Genomic DNA, 20,228 nt, shown 5'->3' on the forward strand with positions numbered 1-20,228 from the left:
TGCTCTCGCGTCAGTGGTTGCGGAGCGCGTCGATGAGTTCGCTCTTCTTCATCTTCGAGCGGCCGTCGATGCCGATGTCGCGTGCGCGATCCATGAGCTCGTCCTTGGTCCGGTCCTCGTAGGGTTCGGCCTTGCCGCCCCGCCCGCCGACCTCGCCCCGTCCCTCGTTCGCAGACGCGTTGGCGATGCGCGCCGCCTTCTCCTTGCTCATCCCCTCGTCGCGCAGGGACTCGTACTGTTCCGGATCCTTCACGGAAGGACCGGGACGCTTCTTGCCAGGCATGTCGCCCTCCTCGGCTCGTCGGATGCTGTTGGATGGTCAGCCGCCCGGAGTGTCGATACCCGCGGACGGGTTCCGCCAACCCTGATCAGGCGTGACGGTGCGACGACGGGGTGTCCACTCCGTCGGCCGACAGCGCCGCCGAGTCCGACTCACCGTCGGTGATGATCGATCATGCGGCCGTGCGCGTGATCCTGAACACCGGGTGTCGGTCGGCTTCAGCGGCGAACGCGTCGATGCTGTCGCGACCGGATGCGTCGAATGCGGCCCGGACGAACGGAATCGCTCCGAACCGGCGCCGGAAGATTCGCAGCAGCGGTGCCCGCTCGGCGATCGGGAGCTCGGTCAATTCGATCGACCGGAGCCGTCGCCCGCGACCGAGCCGGACGTGGCTGCCGGCCCGGACGTTCAGGACCCATGACGTGTTGCCGAACGGCGACACCAACCACCGCTCTTCTCCGGATCGCAGCAGCACGACCGGGACGCGATGGCTCCGGCCGCTGCGTCGCCCCTGCGTCTCGAGCAGGGCGAGCGGACCCATCGGCACACCGATCGACAGCAGCCGGAACGGGATTCGGCTGAAGGCCAGTAACCCGGCCGAGAAGCGCGGAGCACCGATCGGACCGGCGTTCACGATGCCGCCTCGAGCGACCGGCGGAACCGGTGCGTGGCGAGGCCGTACGTCACCGCACCGAGCACGAGCTCGAACGCGACAGCGACGCCGATCGTCGACCAGTCGGGCGTGTTCCGGAGGATCGACCTGGTCGCGTCGAGATAGGCGGTGACCGGGTTCAGGTCGGAGATCTGTGCGTACCATCCCGGCATCAACGTGCGGGGGCCGAACCACGTCGAGAAGAGCATGATCGGGAAGAACAGCGGCTGCAGGCCGAGGACCGCGGCTGGATTCCTCGTCACCACCGCGGTCAGGAAGAAGATCCCGTTCCACGACACGGCGAAGCCGGTCGTCAGCGCGAGGACCGCGATGGCTCCTCCGAGCGTGACGTGGTCGGCGGCGCCGCGCAGGATGCCGACGGCGAGTATCACGACGGCGGCGACCGAGCCCCGTACCGCCTCGAAGCCGGCCCTCCCTGCGACCAGCGAGGCGGGCAGCGCCGGCGTCAACCTGACGCGGTCGATGAACCCCGACGCGATGTCGCGGAGTAGCTCGGCCGCGGTGAATCCGGCGCCGACGACAGCCGACAGGAACAGCGTGCCGGGGAGCACCCACTCGCCGTAGGAATCGAGGGGGAATCCTGGCAACGCTGCGACGGACTCGAACAACGCCGTGAAGATGGTGCCGATCAGCAGGGCCGGTGCGATCGACTGCCCGAACGCGACCCCGGGGTGGCGGACTGCTTGGTGGGCCGTGCGGACGAACATCAGACGGGTCGCGCTCATGAGTGATCCTTGCGGAGGGTTCGGGTGAGGGTGGAGTGGGCGAGTGCGAGGGATGCCAGGGCGAGGACGCAACCGACGCCGAGCCCCCACGCCACTCGGCCGGACGTGAGGTCGCCGATCATCGCGGCGCGACTGGCGTCGGCGAACGCGGTGATCGGGTTCACGGCGGCGACGGCATCCGCCCAGCCGGGCAGCTGTGCCCTCGGCACGAACGCGCTCGAGAGGAAGGCGAAGATGGTGCCGAGCGGATTCAGGTTGAGCGGTGTCTGCGGATCTCGGGTGAGGATCGCCACGGTGTGGAAGACGCCGGCCAGCGTCATCGACAGCAGCATGGCCAACACGGCCGAGACGGCGACCCCGGCGAGCCCGTTGTCGGCGGCGCCGCCGAATGCGAGCCCCACCCCGACCAGGATCGCGAAGCCCGGCAGGATTCGCACCGCCTCGAACGCGAAGCGGCCGATCAGGAGCGGGAGGAGGCTCGGCGATCCGAGCCGGAGCCGATCGATCAGCCCCGACCGGAAGTCGTGCGCGACCTGCGCCGACGTCGATCCGGCGCCGGCGATGGCGGAGATGATGAGGGCGGAGGGTACGAAGTGCTCGGGGAACGAACGGCCACCGAGGTCGAACACCCCGGCGAGATCGCCGAACAGCGACGTCATCGCCACGATGAGCAGCAGGGGCGGGAGTGTCGGAAGGACGAAGGCGGGTCCTGGGTCGGCGCGCCCCTCCCGGGTCGCCCGACCGAAGACGGCGAACGAGGCGCTCGCGGTACTCACGCTGCGACGCCCGCGTCGGACGCCCGATCGGGCGTGTTGATGTCGTGCCCGGTGAGTTGGATGAAGACGTCTTCGAGCGAGGTCTCCGAGACGGTGAGCCCGTCGAGGTGGCCGACGGCGTCTCGGATCGCGACCAGGGCGACCTCGACGTCGGCTGCCGCCGACCCCTCGATCGTCGTCCTGTCGCCGGCGCTGGTGACGCTCAGCCCCGGCGGTAGACCGCCGAGCGCGTCGGCGTGGTCGCCTCGGATCGTGATCGTCCGGTGGCCGTGGGTGTGTTTCAGGTCGGCGGGTGAGCCCTCGGCGATGATCGTGCCGGCATCGAGGACGACGATCCGGTCGGCCAACTGGTCGGCCTCTTCGAGGTACTGCGTCGTCAGGAACAGGGTCGTCCCCCGTGCCTGCAGGTCGCGGATCTGGGTCCACAATGCGCGACGGCTCTGTGGATCGAGCCCGGTCGTCGGCTCGTCGAGGAACAGCACCGGTGGTTCGTCGAACAACGCCGTGGCGATGTCGAGCCGGCGCTGCATGCCGCCCGAGTAGGAATGGATCGGACGGTCAGCGGCGGCGCTCAGACCGAACTGTTCGAGCAACTCGTCACTGCGACGGCCGACGGCGGCCGAACGGTTGCCCAGCAATCGACCGACGAGGCGAAGGTGTTGGCGACCGGTCATGTTCGGATCGACGGTGGCGTCCTGCAGCGTGACGCCGATCGAGGATCGGACGCGTCGGGGTTGGGCGACGACGTCGAACCCGGCGACGGTGGCGCTGCCGCTCGACGGGGCGAGGAGGGTGGTGAGCATGCGAACGGTCGTCGACTTGCCGGACCCGTTGCGGCCGAGCACGCCGAAGATCTCGCCGGGGCGGACCTCGAACGAGAGGCCGTCGACGACGGTGCGCTGTCCGAATCGCTTGGTGAGATCGTTCGCGACGATCGAACCGGCACCGGCCGCCGATGTTTCGGATGATGGTTCATACATAGGTTTGTACTGTAGTACAAACCGCCGTCGGCGCAACCCGGTAGCATCGAATTCCGTGAAGACGCCGCCCGCTGACCTCGCCGAGCGGCTGCTCGGCGCCAGTGAGCTGATCCTCGCCACCTCGCCGCCGGCACGGTTCGACGACATCGCCGAACGGATCGGGGTCGCTCGCGCGACGCTCTACTACTACTTCTCCGGTCGCGACGACCTGCTGTCGTTCGTGCTCGCCGAGCACATCCGTCGCGGTGCGGAGATCATCGACGCCGCGACCGGCGATTCACCGGCCGAGCGCCTCCGTGTGACCGTGTCAGGACTCGTCCGCTTCCTCGGCGAGCACCCCGAACTGTGTCCGGCGCTCCTCGGCGCCATGGGGAGCGCCGGACGGATGCGTGATGCCCTCGAGGCCAACGAGATCTCGATCGCAGCACCCTTGCGACAGATCGTCAGCGACGGCATGGAGGCCGGTGAGTTCCCCGAAGGTGATCTCGCCGACGTCACCAGCGCGCTGATGGGCGCCATCCTCATGCAGGTCGTGTCGCGCTACCTGCGCTCGGCATCACTCGACAGCGACGAGACCATCGCCGACGTCACCGCGATCGCGACGCGCGTCGTGACCGATTCCGACTGATTGCGCCACTCGCCCCGGTCGAAACGCTCACGATGTGGGGAGGTCCACGACCCCGTGCTCGTAGGCGTAGATGACGGCGTGGACGCGGTCGCGCAGCTGGAGTTTCCGAAAGAGGTGTTTGACGTGGGTCCGCACCGTCGATTCCTCGATGAAGAGCGCGGCCCCGATCTCCGAATTGGTCATGCCGGTCGCGATCAGTCGGAAGACGTCGTGTTCGCGGCCGGTGAGCACATCGAGCGCGGCCGGAGTGGTCGTACGCGGTCGCCGGCCGAGTTGTTCGATGACACGTCGGGTGACGGCGGGGGCGAGCACGGCATCGCCGCTCGCGACGAGGTGTACCGCGTCGAGCAACTCCTCGGGTCGGGCGCGCTTGAGCATGAAGCCGGAAGCCCCGGCTCCGAGGGCATCGAAGACGTACTCGTCGTGGTCGAAGGTCGTCAGGACGACCACTCGGGTATCGGTCAGCTCGGCCGTGATCGACTTCGTCGCAGCGATTCCGTCACCGTTGGGCATACGGACGTCCATCAGCACGATGTCGGGTCGGGTCAACCGGGCGAGCTCGACGGCCCGTACCCCCGAGTCGGCATGCCCGACGATGTCGAGTTCGGGGTCACCGCCGAGGACCTCGATCAAGCCGACGCGCATGAGATGATCGTCGTCGACGACGAGCACCCTGATCACGGTGCCACCCGGCCGTCGAGCGGGAGCGTCGCCCTCAGCACGAAGATTCCGTCCTGCAACCGTGCGTCGACGTTTCCACCGAGCAGGCCGACCCGTTCGTCGATACCGATCAGTCCGTGACCGGTACGCGCCGCAGCGCGCGCCTTCGCTGCGGTGGGGTTGGTGATCGTGACCTCGAGGCTCTCCGGGGTGTACTCGAACACGACGCAGGCGGATCCGGTGCCGTGCCGCGATGCGTTCGTCAGCCCTTCCTGGACGATGCGGTAGGCGGCGTGATCGACGGCCGTCGGGAGTGGTGTCCGCTCCCCGTCGATCCGAACCTCGACCCGATGACCGGCCTCGATGTGCTGCTGGACCACGGCGGGCAGCGCACTGAGCGATGCCGGCGTGGCATCGTCGTCGGCTCGCAGACCGGTGACCATGTGGTCGAGCTCCGCGACCGTGCGTCGCGCCAGGTCCTCGATGGTGGTCAGCGCCTGGAGGGTTCGGTCGGGATCCTCCCCGAGGCGGAGACGTGCTGCCCCTGCGTGTACGGCGATGACGTTGATGGCGTGGCCGGTCGCATCGTGGAGATCGCGGGCGATCCTCATCCGCTCCTCGGCGGCGGCGAGTGCTCGCTCCCGAACGGCGTCCCGACGCAACTCGTCCATCTGCTCGCGCTGCAACCGAGCCCGCTCACCGGCGAGCCAGCTCGCGCTCCACAGCAGCACGGTGTGGAGCAGTTCGGACCACGGCGCGACGCCAGCCGAGATCGCACACGCGGCCAGGTAGCCGGCCATCCCGACGGTGACGGCGGCGGCGAGGCGAAGCGGCCGGTCGAGCGACGAACGTCGTGCCGCGACCGAGTACAGCGCGACACCGGGTGCGATCGCCACCCCGACGGGCGCATCGACCACTGCCAGTGCGGCGAGCGCGATCGTCGAGAGGGCGAACGCGGCCCACGGTCGAGACCGGCGGACGAGCAACGGGAGGGCGCCGAGCCCAGCGAGCGCGATCGCGTACCACGACGGCGGTCGCGGAGCGGGGCTGGTCACCGCGATCTCACCGTTCCACACGAACACAGCGGTCGTGATCCCGGTTGCGATCACGATCAGCGCGTCGTGCACCCGCCCTGACCGCCACATCCGACCGGAACTCATGGCGCCAGCGTACGAGTCGCCCGAGGCCCGTCGCCTCCCCCCACGCGAGGAGGCGCCTCGACGCCGTGACGACCACACGTTCATCCCGTGCACGGATTCGAGCTCGGCGATCGTTCCGTACCGTCGCCGATGTGTCCGATCACCATCCCACGCTCTCATCCGAACCGGCAGCCGAAGCGCGCAATCTGACCAAGCGATACGGCTCGACGGCCGTGGTCGACGACGTCACGTTCCGCGTCCACCCCGGCACGATCACGGGAGTCCTCGGCCCCAACGGTGCCGGTAAGACCACGACGCTCCGGATCCTGCTCGGTCTCGCCACGCCGACGTCGGGCGAGGTCCGCATCGACGGCCACCCGCCGCACGAGCTCGACGATCCCTCCCGTCACGTCGGCGCCGTGCTCGAGGCCAACGACTTCCATCCGGCGCGCAGTGGTCGCGATCACCTCCGGGTGTTGGCCCGCCTCTGTGACGTCGGTGACGGTCGTGTCGACGAACTGCTCGACACCGTCGGCCTGCGGGCGGCGGCTGACCGCCAGGTCGGCCGCTACTCCCTCGGGATGCGCCAACGACTGGGTCTCGCCACCGCTCTGCTGGGTGCACCCGGACTGCTCGTTCTCGACGAACCGACCAACGGGCTGGACCCGGTCGGTGTGAGATGGATGCGTGATCTGATGCGCGGGTTCGCCGACGGCGGCGGCGCCGTCCTGATGTCGAGCCACCTGCTCGCCGAGGCGCAGCACACCGTCGACCACGTGCTGATCATCGACCAGGGCCGGCTCATCGCCGACGCCCCGCTCGCGGACCTCGTGCACCCCGGCTACGACCTCGAGGCCGTGTACCTCGACCTCGTGACCACGACCGCTGGAGCAGATCGATGAGCGCGCTGACCGCCGAGCGGTTGAAGCTCACCTCGACCCGCACCACGTGGTGGCTGGCGGCGGCGTTGGCCGGCATCGTCACCCTCGCCGCCGTCGTTCACTTCCTCAGCTTCGATGCAGCCTTCGTGGACGAAGCGTCGGAACAGCAATCGATCCTCACCGACATCGGCGTCACGATGGGTCTGGTCTTCGCGGCGATCTCCGGCTCGCTCGCGATCACCACCGAGTTCCGCCATGGGACCATCCGCCCGACGCTGCTCAAGCAGCCCGACCGCACGGCGATCGTGTCGGCGAAGCTCGTCACGCAGGCGGTGATCGGCGCCACGCTCGCCGCGTGCGCCGCCGCCTACGCGACGGGCCTCGCAGCGCTCCTGCTCGACGCGCGAGGCCTCCGGTTCGCGCTCGACGCGGGTGACGTGACGCGACTCGTCGTCGGGGCGAGCGTCGGAGGCGTGTTGTTCGCTGCGGGAGGGCTCGCGCTCGGGACCGTCGTACGCAACCAGGTTCCCGTCGTCGTGGGGCTGCTGATCTGGGTCCTCTTCATCGAGAACCTGCTCCGCGCCGGTGCGCCGGACGTCGGGCGGTTCGCGCCCGGCTCACTGGCCCGAGCGATCGCCGCGCCAGGAGCGGGTGCGCTCACGTCACCGGTTGCCGCCGCCGCGACGCTCGCTGCCGTCGTCGTCGCTCTCGTGCTGACCGCACGAACCACGTTCACCCATCGCGACATCATCTGATCAGGAGGCATCGTGGACATCCCCACCCATCCCGCCGATATCGAAGATCCGACCCCTCGGTCACGACGCAGCGCACGCATCGCCATCGTCGTCGTGTTGGTGGTCGTGGCCCTCGCGTCGCTCCACTTCTTGAGTGCCGCGCTCGGCTGACACGTCGCGTTCTGACCTGGGAAACGTGCGTTGACTTGGTGATTCTCGCTCGTCGTGCGCAGCTGCCGCCATCCGGTGTTGACCACTCGTGACCCCTGGGTGAGCCACGGGCTTGGGTGGCGGTCCGATGCGGTGGCGAGAGGTTCAATCTGATCGAGCGTGCCGGGGAGTCGGTCGCGTTCGACCTCGAGTTCATGGTGGGCTCTGGAGGTTGAGCCAGAACCGTTCGCTGGTACCGAAGTGTCGGGTGGGCCGCAGTGCCGTGTCAGCGGTGGTGCTGCGCTTGCCGTGCACGATCTCGTTGACCCGGCGCGGTGGTACGCCGATCGCGACGGCGTCCCGGCGTTGGGTGACGCCGAGCGGTTCGAGATGGTCGAGCATCAGGATCTCGCCGGGGTGGATGGGTTCCACCGTCGACGTGGTCATGTCGTCTCCGTTCAGTGGTAGTCGACGATGCGTTGCGTTGAGTCCGATCGGGATGTCACCGAACGCGGTGACTTCGACGGTCAATCGACGCGTGTGATCGTGAACTCGGAGCGGCGGACGTAGCAGCAGCCGTCCTGTGTCTCCTGGCTGCCGACGATCGTCGTCGCGTCGGTGATCGGTTGCGGGTCGTCCCGGAAGTCGAGCCACGCGGTCATCACACGGCGAGTCCTCGAGGTCGAGCCCTCGCCACAGTTCTCGGACCGTGGGAACTCGGGGCTCTGGGTGATCACGTAGCCGCGGTACCTCACCGGGCTCGACGTCGTGTCGAACTCGATGCCGTAGAAGTCCTCGGGCGCGACGTCGTACGTGAACGTCGTCGAGCTGAAGGTGCAATCGCCGTAGGTGTGGTTGTTGTCCACGTCGACCGTGCCGCCCTCCAGCACATACCGCGGGTACGGCTCGTCGTTGTCCTGCCCCTCCTCGAACACGAGGATCAGGGTCCCCGTCTCGATCGACGGGGTCGACGGCAAGTTCGTGAACATCGAGGAGTGGGTCCCGGTGAGCTCCCACCGAGTTCCCATGATCGGTTCGCCGATCAGCGACGCCGTCTCCTCGTCGAAGCTCTCGCCACCGTCCGGCAGCTCGACCCACGCTCGGAACGTGGCGTCTCGCTCGGCTGCCACGTCTGAGCCCAGGTCGACGACGCCGTCGATCGTCCAGCGCCCCTCGCCGTCGGGGACGCCGGCGTCGACCGCCTGCGGCTCGGCCTCGACACCGTCGACGCTCACGTGGACGACCGCGGCGGCGGCCTCGAAGTCGTCGTGGCCGTCGATGCGCACCCGATACGGCACCGAATCGGGCTCGCCGTCGCCGACCGAGCCGTCGATCGGGACCTCGGCGAACTCGAGGGGTTCGTCGGTCCCCGGCTGGAGCAGCTCGACGACCTCTCGGATGCGCAGGTGGTCACCGTCCGGGCGGTCCCGCATGCCGAGGACGGGAGGATCGTTGTCCTGGTAGGGCGCACCGACAGCCAGGCTCGCGTCGAGCTCGGCGAACGCGACGTCGGCGGTCACGCCTCGCTCGGCCATGTCGGTGTAGAGCGCAGCGGCCGCGTCGAGGGCGTGGAGTGACCCGACGATCTCGCTCCAGCCGACGAACACACTGCTGGTGCCGGTGATCGCCTCCGCCAGGTCGGTCTGACCGCTCCCGAGCGTCTGGCAGGCGTTGACGAAGACGAAGGTGTCCTGCAACCCGCCGGGGTACGTCGCCCGGAAGAAGTCGGCGGTGACGATCACGTACCCGTTGCCCGACCGGCCGATCGAGATCCCGACGCCGGGACGATCCAGGAGGTCGAGGCCGGCGATCTTGTCGATCTGCTCACCGGGTCCCGGCGGCAGGATCGCCTCGAGCGGGCCGACGACCATCATTCCCCGGCACGGCTCCTGGGCACATATCCGCTTGCCGTGGGTACTGACGTGGACGATGTCGTAGTCGCGCCATGTCTCGAAGTCGTCCAGCGTCACATCGGTCGACGACATCGTCGCGTTGCCGGCGTAGTCGACGTTGCCGGCGTAGTCGGGCGTGCCCTCCAGGATGTTCGCGACCACCGGACCGTCGTCGGTGTTCTTGAACTGGTACAGCACCGGCGCCAGTACCAGCGCCCGTTTGACCTCCTCGCCCGGTGCCACGACGTGGTCCGGTGCGCGTGCGGAGACCGGTACGGAGAGCTCGGCCGGGAGACCGGCGTCGTCGACAGCCCCGCCCGCCCGGGACCCCTCGAGCCCGTCACCGAGCAGCCAGAGCCCGTGCGCGCCGGCGACCCGGAACCAGATCGCCTCGTCGTCGCCCTCGACCTCGGCGACGTCGTCGACGCCGGACAGCCAGTCAGCGACCTCGGTCAACGACGCCCCGTCGTCGAGCCGCTCGTTCGCGGTCGCGACCAGCTCGTCGCTCCGGCGGAGGAGCTCGGGTGACGTCGCAGCGATCGAGCACGGATAGCCCTGGCGCTCGCATTCGAGGTCGGCGTCGGGATCGCCGGCGGCGTCGGGAGCGTCGCGCTCGGTGCCGGGTTCCGCCGTCGACGTGGTGACGTCGTCGGCCGTCGTGTCGTCGGCCGCTTCGCCGGCGCCGTCGCCTCCGCTGCACCCGGTGACGAGCACTCCGACGAGCAGCAGCGCCCCCACTCGCCGGCCCATCGGTCTCCAGTCTCGCGCCTCGCCTCCGCTCGCAATACCGAATATCGGCCGAGCAGCATGGTCGGAGAGCGACTCCGTAGATCGTCGCTACCCGGTCGCCCCGCTCACGTTCGACGTGATTGATCGAATCGACAGGCTCGGATCAGCATGGTCGGTGGAGTCCTCGTGCGCACGGGGCGGGCCTGCGCATGGTCGACGAGAAGTTGCGACACGTCGTCCGGCGTGTACGACGAGTCGTGCCGATCTGTCGTGTTCATCGTTGCTCGGTGGTGTCGATGGCGATGGCGATGGCGATCTTGCCGCGGGTCCGTCCGTGCTCGAGGTGGGTGATGGCGTCGGCCGCGTCGGTGAGTGGGAAGGTCCGGTCGACGACGGGGGTGACGTGTCCGGTCTCGACGAGGTCGGCGAGGCGTTCGAGGTGGGCGGCGTCTTCTCGGGCGACGAAGGTGGTCAGTCGCCGACGGGTGACGAGTGAGGTGAGTTTGGCGCGGATCTGGCGGTCGCTGCCGCCGAGCCAGCGGCCGCCGTTCTCGCCACCGACGATGACGAGCGTGCCGGTCGGGGTGAGTGCCCGGCGGAGGTCGCGGAGGCGTCGGTTGCCGCCGGTGTCGATGATGACGTCGTAGCGGTGTGGTTCGGCGAGTGGGTCGTCGGAGCGGTAGTCGATGACACGGCTGGCGCCGAGCTCGCGGACCAGATCGAGCTTGTCGCTGCTCGCGACGCCGGTGACGATGCCGCCGAGGGCGGTGGCGATCTGGACGGCGTAGGTGCCGACCCCGCCGGAGGCGCCGAGCACGAGCACCTGGTCACCGGACCGCACCCGTCCGTGGCCCTCGACGGCTTGGAGCGCGGTCGAACCCGTCACGGCGAGTACTGCGGCCTGGGTCATCGTGAGGTTCGTCGGGATGCCGGCGAGGTGGTCCTCGGATGCTCGCGCGTACTGGGCGAAGGTCCCGTGTCCGGTGCCGAACACCAGGTCGCCCTCGGCGAAGCGGGTGACGGCGGCGCCGACGGTGTCGACGACGCCGGCGAGGTCGAGGCCGGGCACCGGATTGCGGGGGCGTCGGAGCCCGAACGCCAACCGGGTGAGATACGGCCGTCCGGTCATCAGGTGCCAGACGCCGCGGTCGACACCTGCGGTCGCGACGCGGACGAGGACGTCGTGATCGCCGAGAGTGGGTCGGGGGATCGTGCGGAGTTCGAGGGCGTCGGCGGTGCCATAGCGGTCCTGGACGACGGCCAACATCGACTGCTGATCGGCGACGGCGTGCGTGTGGTCGTTGTCGTGGTGGTTGTCGTGGTGGTTGTCGTGGGTGTGGTCCTGTGTGTGGTTGGTGTCGTGTGTCCGGGTGGTGTTCATTTCGGTGTTCATGTTCGGTTCCTTCTGAGTTCAGGCCGCGACCGTGGCGGGTCGGTTGGTGGTGGTCGGGGTCGGGGTGGTGAGTCCACGGGTGACGAGACGGATGGCGAAGGCGAGCTCGACGACGAGGCAGATGGCGTAGAACGGTTCGATGACCGAGCTGGCCCCTGGTGCGAACAGTGCTGCGAACGAACCGACGAGGTAGATGACGCCCGTCGCCGCCATGCCCCAGGCGAGCAGCCGCGGTACCAGACCGCCGGCGAGCAGCAGCCATGCGACGACGAGGCAGCTCAGCCCGAACGCGATCAGGCCGGCGTCGTAGCCGAGGGCGTGGCGTTCGACGGCGTCGAGCGCGTCCTGCGCGGGGCCGGCGAGCACGGTGCCACTGCCGTCGACGGCATCGCGTGCGAACCCGAGCGCCCGGGCCAGGTTGATCAGGTTGACCGCGATCACGGCCCCCTGGATCAGACGGAGCACGGTGGCGGTGACGGCGAGCCGCCGGTTGACGTGGCGCAGCAGACCGAGCAGTCCGAACGCCACGACGACGTCGAGCGCGATCATCACCACGTCGGCGCCGATGCCGACGCCGAACAGGCCCGGCGATTCGGCGATGTTCTCCGCCGTGGCGATCGGGTCGTCGTCGACGACGAGCGATCCGCGTACGGCGAATTCGGCGAAGATCCCGGTTGCGATGATGCCCAGGTAGGCAAGGCCCGTCCGGCGGGCGAGCCTCGACGGGCGAGGCGTGGCGGAGATGGTGTTGACGGTGTTCATGGCGTGTCCTCTCGGTTGATCGGTGTTGTCATCGACGGTACGGATGGCCCCCGCCGCGGGTCTTGGCCCTCGCTGCCAACCCGTTGACCGATCGGGACATTGGACGTTCGTGGTAGAACCCCACGATGGGCTCGGTGGGCACCCCGGTCGTGCGTCGCATGATCGACGTCGCAGACGAACGCCACGATCGCAACGAGCTCCTCGAGAGCGTCGGGCTGTCATCGGACCCGGCCGGTGTCGACTGGGTCGGCGATTCGATCGACGAGGAGACCTACTACGGCCTCCTCGAACGCATCGCCGGCACCGACGATCTCGGGTTTCCGTTCCGGTACGCGCAGGCGCTGCATCCCGACGACCTCGGAGCGCTCGGCCTGGCCATCAAGACCGCCCCCACCCTTCGGGCCGCACTCGAACGTCTGGCTCGCTACGTCCTCGTACTCAGCGACACTCTCCGCTACGAGCTCGTCGACGAACGAGATGGTGCTGCGTTCGTGCTCGTCGGCCGGTCGCACCATCGTCGAGGTGCTGCGATCGCCAACGAGTGCGCTGTCGCCGCCGTGACCTCGGTACTGCGGATCGTCGGTGGGATCACGCTGGAGCCGACGCTCGTCGAGTTCCACCACGCCGCTCCGAGCACCGATCGTCATCACGTCGAGTTCTTCGGCAGTCCGGTGCGCTTCGAGGCCGCGGTCAACGGAATCCATGTCAGCGAGGAACACCTCGCTCGTCGGGCGCTGCTGGCCGACGACGGTCTCTCCACCTACCTGCTGTCGCGACTCGACGACCTCACCGCCCGCAAGGCGCGCCGCTCGATCGTCGACGACGTCCGAGCTGCGATCGCCGACTCGCTGCCAGACGGCCAGCCGAGCAAGTCGCAGATCGCGCGTCGGCTCGCGATCAGCGAACGCACCCTCCATCGCCAGCTCGCCGACCACGACGAGTCCTTCCAGGCCATCGCCACTCGAGCCCGCCGCGACGCCGCGGAGTCGCTGCTGACCACGACGAGCCATTCGATCGCCGACGTCGCGTTCCTCACCGGCTTCGCGGACCAGTCCGCGTTCACCCGCGCCTTCAAGCGCTGGACCGGCACCACCCCGGCCGCCTTCCGCGACCGAACGCTCTGATCGGCACGGCCGGGACGTTCCGCGACACCGCTTGCGCCGTCCCGCCCCAGGCTCGCGTGAGAGCCCGCCGCGGTCACGTCGGATGCCGCGGCCGAGGACGAGCGAAAGGCCGTGGGACCTCGTGGAGGGTTTGCGGTCCCAGTGGAGGAAGAGACGTGGCCGCAGTGGGCCGGCGCGCCGCGCGACGCAGGCTCCGCCTAGTCGCGGAGCCGGTCCATCACTCCGTCGAAGAGGGCGCGTGCGAGGTCGTCCGCGACCAGGTCGTCGAGGTCGCACGACACGTCGAACCGGGTGCAGATGCCGGTCACGCCGAGACCGGCATCTGCCTGCGACGGGGTGATGATCCAGCAGCGACCGTCCTGTTCGCTCGTGCCGATGCCGCACCCGAGGTCGGCGCCGTCTCCAGGGATACCCGGCACCGCCGGCGTCGGAGGCACCGAATAGCAGCGTCCGCCGACCTCGATCGGGTTCTCGACCAGACACACCTTGCTCACCCCGCCGGCTGGTGTTCCACGATCGATCGTGGGAGCGAGCCCGCCGGACGGCCGCCATTCGCCGAGGACGCGCGCGTAGCACCGTCCGCTGCGGAGCTGCATCCCGTACGTCTTGCCGAGCCACGTGAACGAGGCGAGGCAGCGTTCCCCCAGCGGCCGGACGGTGTAGCAGTCGCCACCGGAGGCGAGCGGAGCGAACCGGGGACACGCCATCGCAGCACCGCCGGCGGGAACTCCATCGGTCGCCGGGAGCGGCGGCGTGGTGTAGCAGCGGCCATCCGAGGCGCGGACGGGCGTTGTTGCCCTGCAGATCATCGGGTCGCCACCGGGCGGCAGTGCAACGAGCGGGATCGTGCCGCCGTTGAGGATGATGTCGATCGCGTCGTCGGTGAGTGCCGTGCCCGACTCGATCAGCGGTTCGATCTCGTCGAGCAGCTCACCGACCCACGGCGGCGTCGGAACACCGGCAGCGTCGAAGACTTCGTCGATTCGGGTCAGCGTGCCGACCGGGTCGTCGACCAGTTGTTCGAACAGCTCCACGGCGCGGGCGATGTCGTCGAGCACCTGTCGGCTGTCGAAGAACACGCTGTCGGTGTCGAGATCGATCGATGCACGGCCGCGCAGGCCGAACAGGCGGGCCTCACCATCGAAGCGGAAGTACTGGTCGTCGGCGGTGAGGGCGAGATCGAGGGCGATGTCGCTCCATGCGATCGGTCCGAGGTCGTAGCCCTGGAGCGAACCGACGGCGGTCAGACCGCTTGCGTCGAGTCGGAAGTCGAGGGCCGCGATCGGTGCCGCTCCGGACTCGATCCAGACGTCGCCGACGAGCGCGAAGCCGGCTTCGATGCCGAGGCGTTCGACCGGCTGCGGAGCGAACCGGATCTCGGCGTCGCGGATGGCGAGGTCGGGGTAGTCGGTGAGCGCTGCCGGTTGCCCGCCCGAGGCCGCGGCCATCTGGCTCTGGATCGCGATCAGGTCGGAGAAGGCGAGCCCCTCGGCGCTGGCGCCTTGCACGGCGAAGTTGGTCGGCACGCCGGCGGTCAGCTCGGTGAACATCGCGATCTCGACGTCCTGGTCGCCGAGCACGACCGAGCCGCCGAAGCCGAGTCCGACCGTGCCGATCGGGTCGACGGTGAGGAGCAGCGCAGCGTCGTTGACGGTGAGCCACTCGACCCCGAACGGCGACTCCCATGGACGGTCGGTGCCGAGCTGACCGAACAGTGCGAGTTCGACGCCCGTCGTGACCCGTGCGAACTCGGCGCCGACGACGAATTGCAGATCCTCCCCGTCGACGTGGACGGTCATCTCGCCTTCGAGTCCCAACGACGGGGCGCCGCTGGCCACGAGCGACAGTCGTCCGCCGCGGTACCAGTCGGGAGCATCCACCGGAGTGACCTCCGGGAGCCGGACGGAGAGCGTGAGATCCCTCAGTGCCGAACCCGACGAGCTGCCGCCGAGACCGATTGCGGAGCCCGGGATCGTGCCGACCACCGGGAACTGCCCGTCGTCGAACCCGATCGCGGCGAGTGGAGCTTCGAGCGCGGTGTCGCGCAGGTCGAGCGAGCCGAACAGTGACACACCGGGCGCGAGTCGCAGTGGTCCTGACGAGTCGATCGCGCCGAAGAACCGTCGGGCGGGTTCGGACAACGCGTCCGGTTCGATGGATCCTTCCATCGAGCTGAGGACGAGTGCCGATGGCGGAAAGACCAACTCGTCGAGGAGGGTGCCGTCGACGGCGGGTACGGCATCGGCGAGACGCCACGAGTCGAGCGCGACACCGAGTACGACGCCGGACGAACCGGCGCCGACCGACTCGACACCGGCGAGCACGTCGGCGACCTGCCCGGCCACGGTGGCCCGCCCGCCGATGGCCACCGTCGTGCCCTGGTCGATGCGGATGTCGATCAGTACGTCGTCGATCCGCATGTCCGGCACCGCCGCCGGGGCTGCGGCCCCGGTCGCCCTGGTCAGCAGGTCGATCGCGTCGGCCGCAGTGAGCTCCTCGGTCGCGGCGAGGAGCCGCACCGATGCCGTGTCACCGTCGGCGACCTCGAACGTGAGGTCGGCGGTGCGGCCCGCGACCGTGACCGTGGACTCGAAGCGGGCGACGCTCGCACCGGGTGCGACATCGATCGTCATCGTCGCCGTGTCGAGGTCGAGCCATCCGACACCGAACGGCGATCGCCACGGCTCGCGCAGCTCGGCGACGAGCCGCCCTGATGTCGACTCGTCGCCATCGGCGATCTCGAACCGGCCTGCGAACTGACGTCGGCGTCCGTCGAGTTCGGCATCGAGACCACCGGCGAGCCCGATCGTCAATCCGTCGCCGTCGGTTCGCGACAGCGTGAGAACCCACGGGAGGTCGTCCGAGGGTTCGATCCACTCGGGCAGCGCGGGCGGATCGAGCCCCGGGACCTCGACCGCGAGGGTCGCGGTGGACGGAGCTGCCGAGCCGTCGACGACGCCGAATCCACTGCCGAACGTGGCGCGCACACCGAATCGGGATCCGAGGTTCGTGTCGACGAACCCGGACACGGTGTCGGGGAGGTCGCTGCTGTCGATGCGGGTGAGCGCGGTGACGCCGGCCTCGACGTCGACTGCGGACCCGGAGGCGAGGTCGACCGACACGCTCGCCCATGCTGCCCGCCCGACCGTTCCGCTCGTGAGGCGGGCCGGGCGGTCGGCGAGCAGGAACGTCGTGGAGGGGAGGCGGGTCTCGCCGAGGTCGCCGGAGAAACCGGCGTCGGCGAGCCGCCAGTTCGCGAGACGCAGTCCCCCCAGCAGGGTGGCGGTCGGTTCGCCGTTCCACCGGGCGATGACGAACGCGTCCGCGCGGCCGGCGAGCCCGTCGGTGGCGCCGGTGAACGTGATCGTGCGCGCGTCGTCGTCGGCGGTCCAGGCGACGCCGGGCACGTCGAGCGGGTCGAGTCCCTCGATGCCGCCCAGCCCGACCTCGAGCACCTGCATGCTCGACCCGAGCTCGTCGAGCGCCAGCACCGCGTCCTCGTACGACATCGCTTCGAGCCCGGACAGGATCCCGCTACCGGCGCCGGCCGTGATCCGCAGCACGTGTGGGCTGGTCGACGACGCCCATGCGTCGATGGCGGGGACGAGCGCGTCGACCGAATCGATCGCGCCGCCGGGGTCGATCTCGGCGACGAGCAACGCGACGAGTTCATCGGTGGTCGCAGCATCGGTTGCTGCCGGTCCGAGGCGCCGGATGAGCGCGTCGGCGATCGCTGCCGGCGAGCTGTCGTCGGTGCCGAGAGCAGTCGCGATCCTCGAGATCGCATCGGCGCGTTCGTCATCCGACAACTCGAACGGAACGAGGCCGTCGACCAGGTCGTCGACGAACTCGTCGGGAGCGGCCCCGACCCGGGCGAGCACGGCATCGGTGTAGTCGGTCGAGGTGGGGTCGGGTGCTGCATCGACCGGTTCGCCCCCGAACTGGCCCACGACGACGACGGCGAGTGCGACGACGGCAACGATCGGCACCGTGACGGCGGCGATCGCGAGCGCGGCGTTGCGCGATCGGAGCGCCCGGAACGTGTGGATCAGCCAGTGCATGATCCCAGTGAAGGCCACGGCTCCGGCACAGTCAGGGAGGAGTTCGGGAGATCTGCGGGAGATCGATTCCGTGTGCGAGCACTACAGTTCGCAGCAGGGCTGACATGGGACAACGCGTGCGATTCGGGAGCCATACCGTCGACCTCGGCTCGCGGACCGTCGAATGTGACGGCACGCCGATCTCGCTCGAACCGCAGGTCTTCGACGTGTTGGCCCTGTTGATCGAACACCGCGATCGTGTCGTGACCAAGCTCGAGCTGCTCGATCGGGTCTGGGGCGATCGGTTCGTGTCGCCGGCGACGCTCACATCGCGGGTGCGTGACCTGCGCGCCGCCCTGGGCGACTCGGGACGGTCTCAGCACGTGGTCAAGACCGTCCACGGTCGCGGGTTCCAGTTCGTCGCCCGGCTCGACGTGGTCGATGAGGCGCAGCCCGCTGGGTTCGGGGCGCCGACTCCACTGCGCACGCCGGCTGCCGAGGCGGGACTCAAACCGCTCGTCGGGCGCGCCGATCTGCTCGACGAGGTACATCGCCGACTCGCCGAATGCCGCCTCGTCACCCTCGTCGGCCCCGGTGGTGTCGGTAAGACCCACCTGATGCGCCACGCCACCGCCGGACTGGGCGCGATCGTGACCGACCTCACCGATGTCCGAGACGGCGACGCCCTACTGTTGTCGGTGCTGTCGGCGGTCGGCGGTACCGAACGAGCCGATGCCGATGTAACCGAAGCCTTGGCCGAGATGCTCGCCGGGCGGCACATCCTGCTCGTGCTCGACAACTGTGAACACGTCATCGACGCTGCGATCGCGGCGACCGCAGAACTGCTTCGACGTTGCCCGGGTCTCCGCATCCTGGCGACGAGTCGACGACCGCTGCAGCTCGGCGAGGAGACGGTGATCCGTGTCGGCCAGCTCGATGCCGAGAGCGCCGCCGACGTCCTGATCGGACACGCCGCCCGGCACGGCGTCACGCTCGACCGGTCGGACGAGCTGCTCGACGTGTGTCGGCGGCTCGACGGTCTGCCGCTCGCGCTCGAGTTGGCGGCCTCGAAGACCCGAGCGATCCCGCTCGGCGACCTCTCGCGGCTGCTCGGCGAGCGGCTGGAGCTGCTCACCGATGAGACCAACAACGCCGACGCGCATCACGCGTCGCTCGACACGGCGATCCGCTGGTCGGTCGATCTGCTCACCGAGCGCCAGCGAGAACTGCTCGCCCGCTTCGGTGTCTTCGTCGGGCAGTTCGACCTCGCTGCGGTCGATACCGTGTGCGTCGGGCCGGGCTCCTCCGATCGGACCGAGACGATCACCGACCTCGTGGCACTGGTCGACCTGTCGCTCGTCGAGTTCGATGTCGCGACCGGCCGCTATCGCCTGCTCGAGCCGATCAGGATGTTCGCCGAGTCGTTGGGGATCGACGACGACGTTCGTCTTCGGTATCGGAACCACGTGCTCGACGTGGTCGACGCAGCCGCGCCGATCCGCGTGGCGACCGCAGCTCGCGACCTCGACGCCATCCGGACCGCATGGCCGAGCCTGCGTGCCCTCGTCGCGACTGCCCGCGCCGAGACCGATGCCGCGACGTTGCATCGTGCCGTCGCGGCAGTGACCCGCTTCGCCGAGCAGACGTTCTCGTTCGAGGTGATCGACTGGGCCGAAGCGGCGATCGCGCTCGACGTCGCGGCAGATCGGCCGACGCCGCCCGAGACCCATCTCGCCCTCGCGCTGTTGCGAACCCACCGCAGCGACTTCGACGTCGCGGCCGATCACCTCGCGCGAGTGGAGGGCGCCGACCCGTCGCTGGTCGAGCTCGCCCGTCTGTGGCATCACTACTTCACGGGGGATCTGGCCGCGACGTACGCCTGTCGAGATCGGCTCCGCGAGATCGCCGACGGCACCGGGAGCTACGTCGAGCGCGTCGCGATCACGGCAGGGCACTTCCTCGACAAGGGGGCACAGCGTCCGTTCGATCCGACCGAAGTCGCCCGTCTCGACAGCTGGGCCACCGACGGCGATCCCGTCGTGGCTGCCTCGGCTGCGTTGTGCACGGTGCTCCGCCTCGACTGGGACTCGCAGGCCGACGAGGCGATCGAGGCGCTGACCACCATCATCGAGACGGCCCGCCGGCTCGGGCTCGCGTTCCTCGCCAGCGGGGCGTCGACGGCGAGGTCGATCGTGCTCTCGACCTCTCCGGGTGCCGAATCGTCGGCCCGCGTGTTGCGCGCCACGCTGCGCTCGTACGTCGAAGTGTCGTCATGGCAGTTCGCGCTCGCCGACTTCGCCGCCGCCTCGCTGGCGCTCGTTCATGGCGGCCGAGCGCGCGACGCGGCCGAGTTGTTGGGAGCGCGGCGTGCGGCCGGCTACGTCGGCGATTCGTCAGCCGAGGTCGAAGACCAGGCAACCGAGGCCGCACGGCGAGCGCTCGGTGACCGGGCGTTCGACGAAGCAGTGCGCCAAGGGCACGCTCGTGATGTTGCCACGGCGACCCGCTTGGCGATTGCTGCGTTCGACCAGATCATCGGCGACCGTGTCGCGCCCAGCGCGTGACGGCTTCGAGAACCCGATTGACCGGACAACCTCGCGAGGTGTGTTGATGGCAACGGCTCGTGAGCCGGAACGTGCCGGTCGTACCTCACCTGACACGT

The 20,228-nt window shown here is 69.2% G+C and carries 18 protein-coding genes; 6 read left to right on the forward strand and 12 right to left on the reverse strand.

Annotation, left to right across the window (positions count from 1 at the left end):
• Nucleotides 1–10: 10 nt before the first annotated feature.
• The 5 genes from R8G01_16600 to R8G01_16620 all read right to left on the reverse strand — a co-directional run bounded on the left by R8G01_16600 (nt 11) and on the right by R8G01_16620 (nt 3,434).
• Complete coding sequence (locus R8G01_16600; protein ID MDW3215622.1) at nt 11–283, reverse strand: Rho termination factor N-terminal domain-containing protein; 273 nt, start codon at nt 281–283, stop codon at nt 11–13.
• Nucleotides 284–452: 169 nt separating this feature from the next.
• The gene (locus R8G01_16605; GenBank protein ID MDW3215623.1) at nt 453–914 is read right to left on the reverse strand and encodes a nitroreductase family deazaflavin-dependent oxidoreductase; all 462 of its coding nucleotides are present in this window, start codon (nt 912–914) and stop codon (nt 453–455) included.
• Entirely contained in the window at nt 911–1,678 is a 768-nt protein-coding gene (locus tag R8G01_16610) for an ABC transporter permease (GenBank protein MDW3215624.1), read from the reverse strand. Before R8G01_16610 ends, R8G01_16605 begins: the two co-directional genes overlap by 4 nt.
• Nucleotides 1,675–2,454, reverse strand: a complete 780-nt coding sequence (locus R8G01_16615) for an ABC transporter permease (GenBank protein ID MDW3215625.1) — start codon at nt 2,452–2,454, stop codon at nt 1,675–1,677. The genes R8G01_16610 and R8G01_16615 overlap by 4 nt, the downstream gene beginning before the upstream one ends.
• Nucleotides 2,451–3,434 carry an ATP-binding cassette domain-containing protein gene (locus R8G01_16620; protein ID MDW3215626.1) on the reverse strand — a complete coding sequence of 328 codons (984 nt, stop codon included), beginning with the start codon at nt 3,432–3,434 and terminating at the stop codon, nt 2,451–2,453. The genes R8G01_16615 and R8G01_16620 overlap by 4 nt, the downstream gene beginning before the upstream one ends.
• A gap of 55 nt (nt 3,435–3,489) precedes the next feature.
• Here R8G01_16620 and R8G01_16625 point away from each other — a divergent pair, with 55 nt between their 5' ends.
• On the forward strand, nt 3,490–4,062 hold the full coding sequence (locus R8G01_16625; GenBank protein MDW3215627.1) for a TetR/AcrR family transcriptional regulator: 573 nt from the start codon (nt 3,490–3,492) through the stop codon (nt 4,060–4,062).
• A gap of 27 nt (nt 4,063–4,089) precedes the next feature.
• Here the strand turns inward: R8G01_16625 and R8G01_16630 are convergent, their stop codons facing one another.
• Nucleotides 4,090–4,743 (reverse strand): response regulator transcription factor, encoded by a 654-nt coding sequence (locus R8G01_16630; GenBank protein MDW3215628.1) that lies wholly within the window; start codon nt 4,741–4,743, stop codon nt 4,090–4,092.
• Nucleotides 4,740–5,882, reverse strand: a complete 1,143-nt coding sequence (locus tag R8G01_16635; GenBank protein MDW3215629.1) for a histidine kinase — start codon at nt 5,880–5,882, stop codon at nt 4,740–4,742. Before R8G01_16635 ends, R8G01_16630 begins: the two co-directional genes overlap by 4 nt.
• 131 nt (nt 5,883–6,013) lie before the next feature.
• Between R8G01_16635 and R8G01_16640 the strand changes: the two genes are divergently transcribed.
• Genes R8G01_16640 through R8G01_16650 form a run of 3 tightly spaced genes read left to right on the forward strand, consistent with a single transcriptional unit; the run spans nt 6,014 to nt 7,647 of the window.
• Nucleotides 6,014–6,763, forward strand: a complete 750-nt coding sequence (locus tag R8G01_16640) for an ATP-binding cassette domain-containing protein (protein MDW3215630.1) — start codon at nt 6,014–6,016, stop codon at nt 6,761–6,763.
• Nucleotides 6,760–7,497 carry a hypothetical protein gene (locus R8G01_16645; GenBank protein MDW3215631.1) on the forward strand — a complete coding sequence of 246 codons (738 nt, stop codon included), beginning with the start codon at nt 6,760–6,762 and terminating at the stop codon, nt 7,495–7,497. The genes R8G01_16640 and R8G01_16645 overlap by 4 nt, the downstream gene beginning before the upstream one ends.
• A gap of 12 nt (nt 7,498–7,509) precedes the next feature.
• Nucleotides 7,510–7,647 carry a hypothetical protein gene (locus tag R8G01_16650; GenBank protein MDW3215632.1) on the forward strand — a complete coding sequence of 46 codons (138 nt, stop codon included), beginning with the start codon at nt 7,510–7,512 and terminating at the stop codon, nt 7,645–7,647.
• A gap of 192 nt (nt 7,648–7,839) precedes the next feature.
• On the opposite strand, the gene R8G01_16655 is transcribed toward R8G01_16650, so the two are convergent.
• From R8G01_16655 to R8G01_16670, 4 genes are all read right to left on the reverse strand, one after another.
• Entirely contained in the window at nt 7,840–8,073 is a 234-nt protein-coding gene (locus R8G01_16655) for a HigA family addiction module antitoxin (GenBank protein MDW3215633.1), read from the reverse strand.
• A gap of 80 nt (nt 8,074–8,153) precedes the next feature.
• Nucleotides 8,154–10,268, reverse strand: a complete 2,115-nt coding sequence (locus tag R8G01_16660) for a hypothetical protein (GenBank protein MDW3215634.1) — start codon at nt 10,266–10,268, stop codon at nt 8,154–8,156.
• A 253-nt stretch (nt 10,269–10,521) separates the two neighbouring features.
• A complete protein-coding gene (locus R8G01_16665; protein MDW3215635.1) occupies nt 10,522–11,640 on the reverse strand; it encodes an NAD(P)-dependent alcohol dehydrogenase in 1,119 nt (372 codons plus the stop codon).
• An 18-nt stretch (nt 11,641–11,658) separates the two neighbouring features.
• The gene (locus R8G01_16670) at nt 11,659–12,402 is read right to left on the reverse strand and encodes a DUF4386 domain-containing protein (GenBank protein MDW3215636.1); all 744 of its coding nucleotides are present in this window, start codon (nt 12,400–12,402) and stop codon (nt 11,659–11,661) included.
• A gap of 158 nt (nt 12,403–12,560) precedes the next feature.
• Here R8G01_16670 and R8G01_16675 point away from each other — a divergent pair, with 158 nt between their 5' ends.
• On the forward strand, nt 12,561–13,526 hold the full coding sequence (locus R8G01_16675; protein MDW3215637.1) for an AraC family transcriptional regulator ligand-binding domain-containing protein: 966 nt from the start codon (nt 12,561–12,563) through the stop codon (nt 13,524–13,526).
• Nucleotides 13,527–13,723: 197 nt separating this feature from the next.
• Here R8G01_16675 and R8G01_16680 read toward each other — a convergent pair whose 3' ends face one another.
• Entirely contained in the window at nt 13,724–17,587 is a 3,864-nt protein-coding gene (locus R8G01_16680; GenBank protein MDW3215638.1) for a hypothetical protein, read from the reverse strand.
• Nucleotides 17,588–17,691: 104 nt separating this feature from the next.
• On the opposite strand from R8G01_16680, the gene R8G01_16685 reads away from it, so the two are divergent.
• Nucleotides 17,692–20,130: a winged helix-turn-helix domain-containing protein gene (locus R8G01_16685; protein ID MDW3215639.1), complete on the forward strand. Its 2,439-nt coding sequence runs from the start codon at nt 17,692–17,694 to the stop codon at nt 20,128–20,130.
• Nucleotides 20,131–20,228: the final 98 nt, after the last annotated feature.

The organism is Ilumatobacteraceae bacterium (assembly GCA_033344875.1).
Lineage (GTDB): Bacteria > Actinomycetota > Acidimicrobiia > Acidimicrobiales > Ilumatobacteraceae > Ilumatobacter.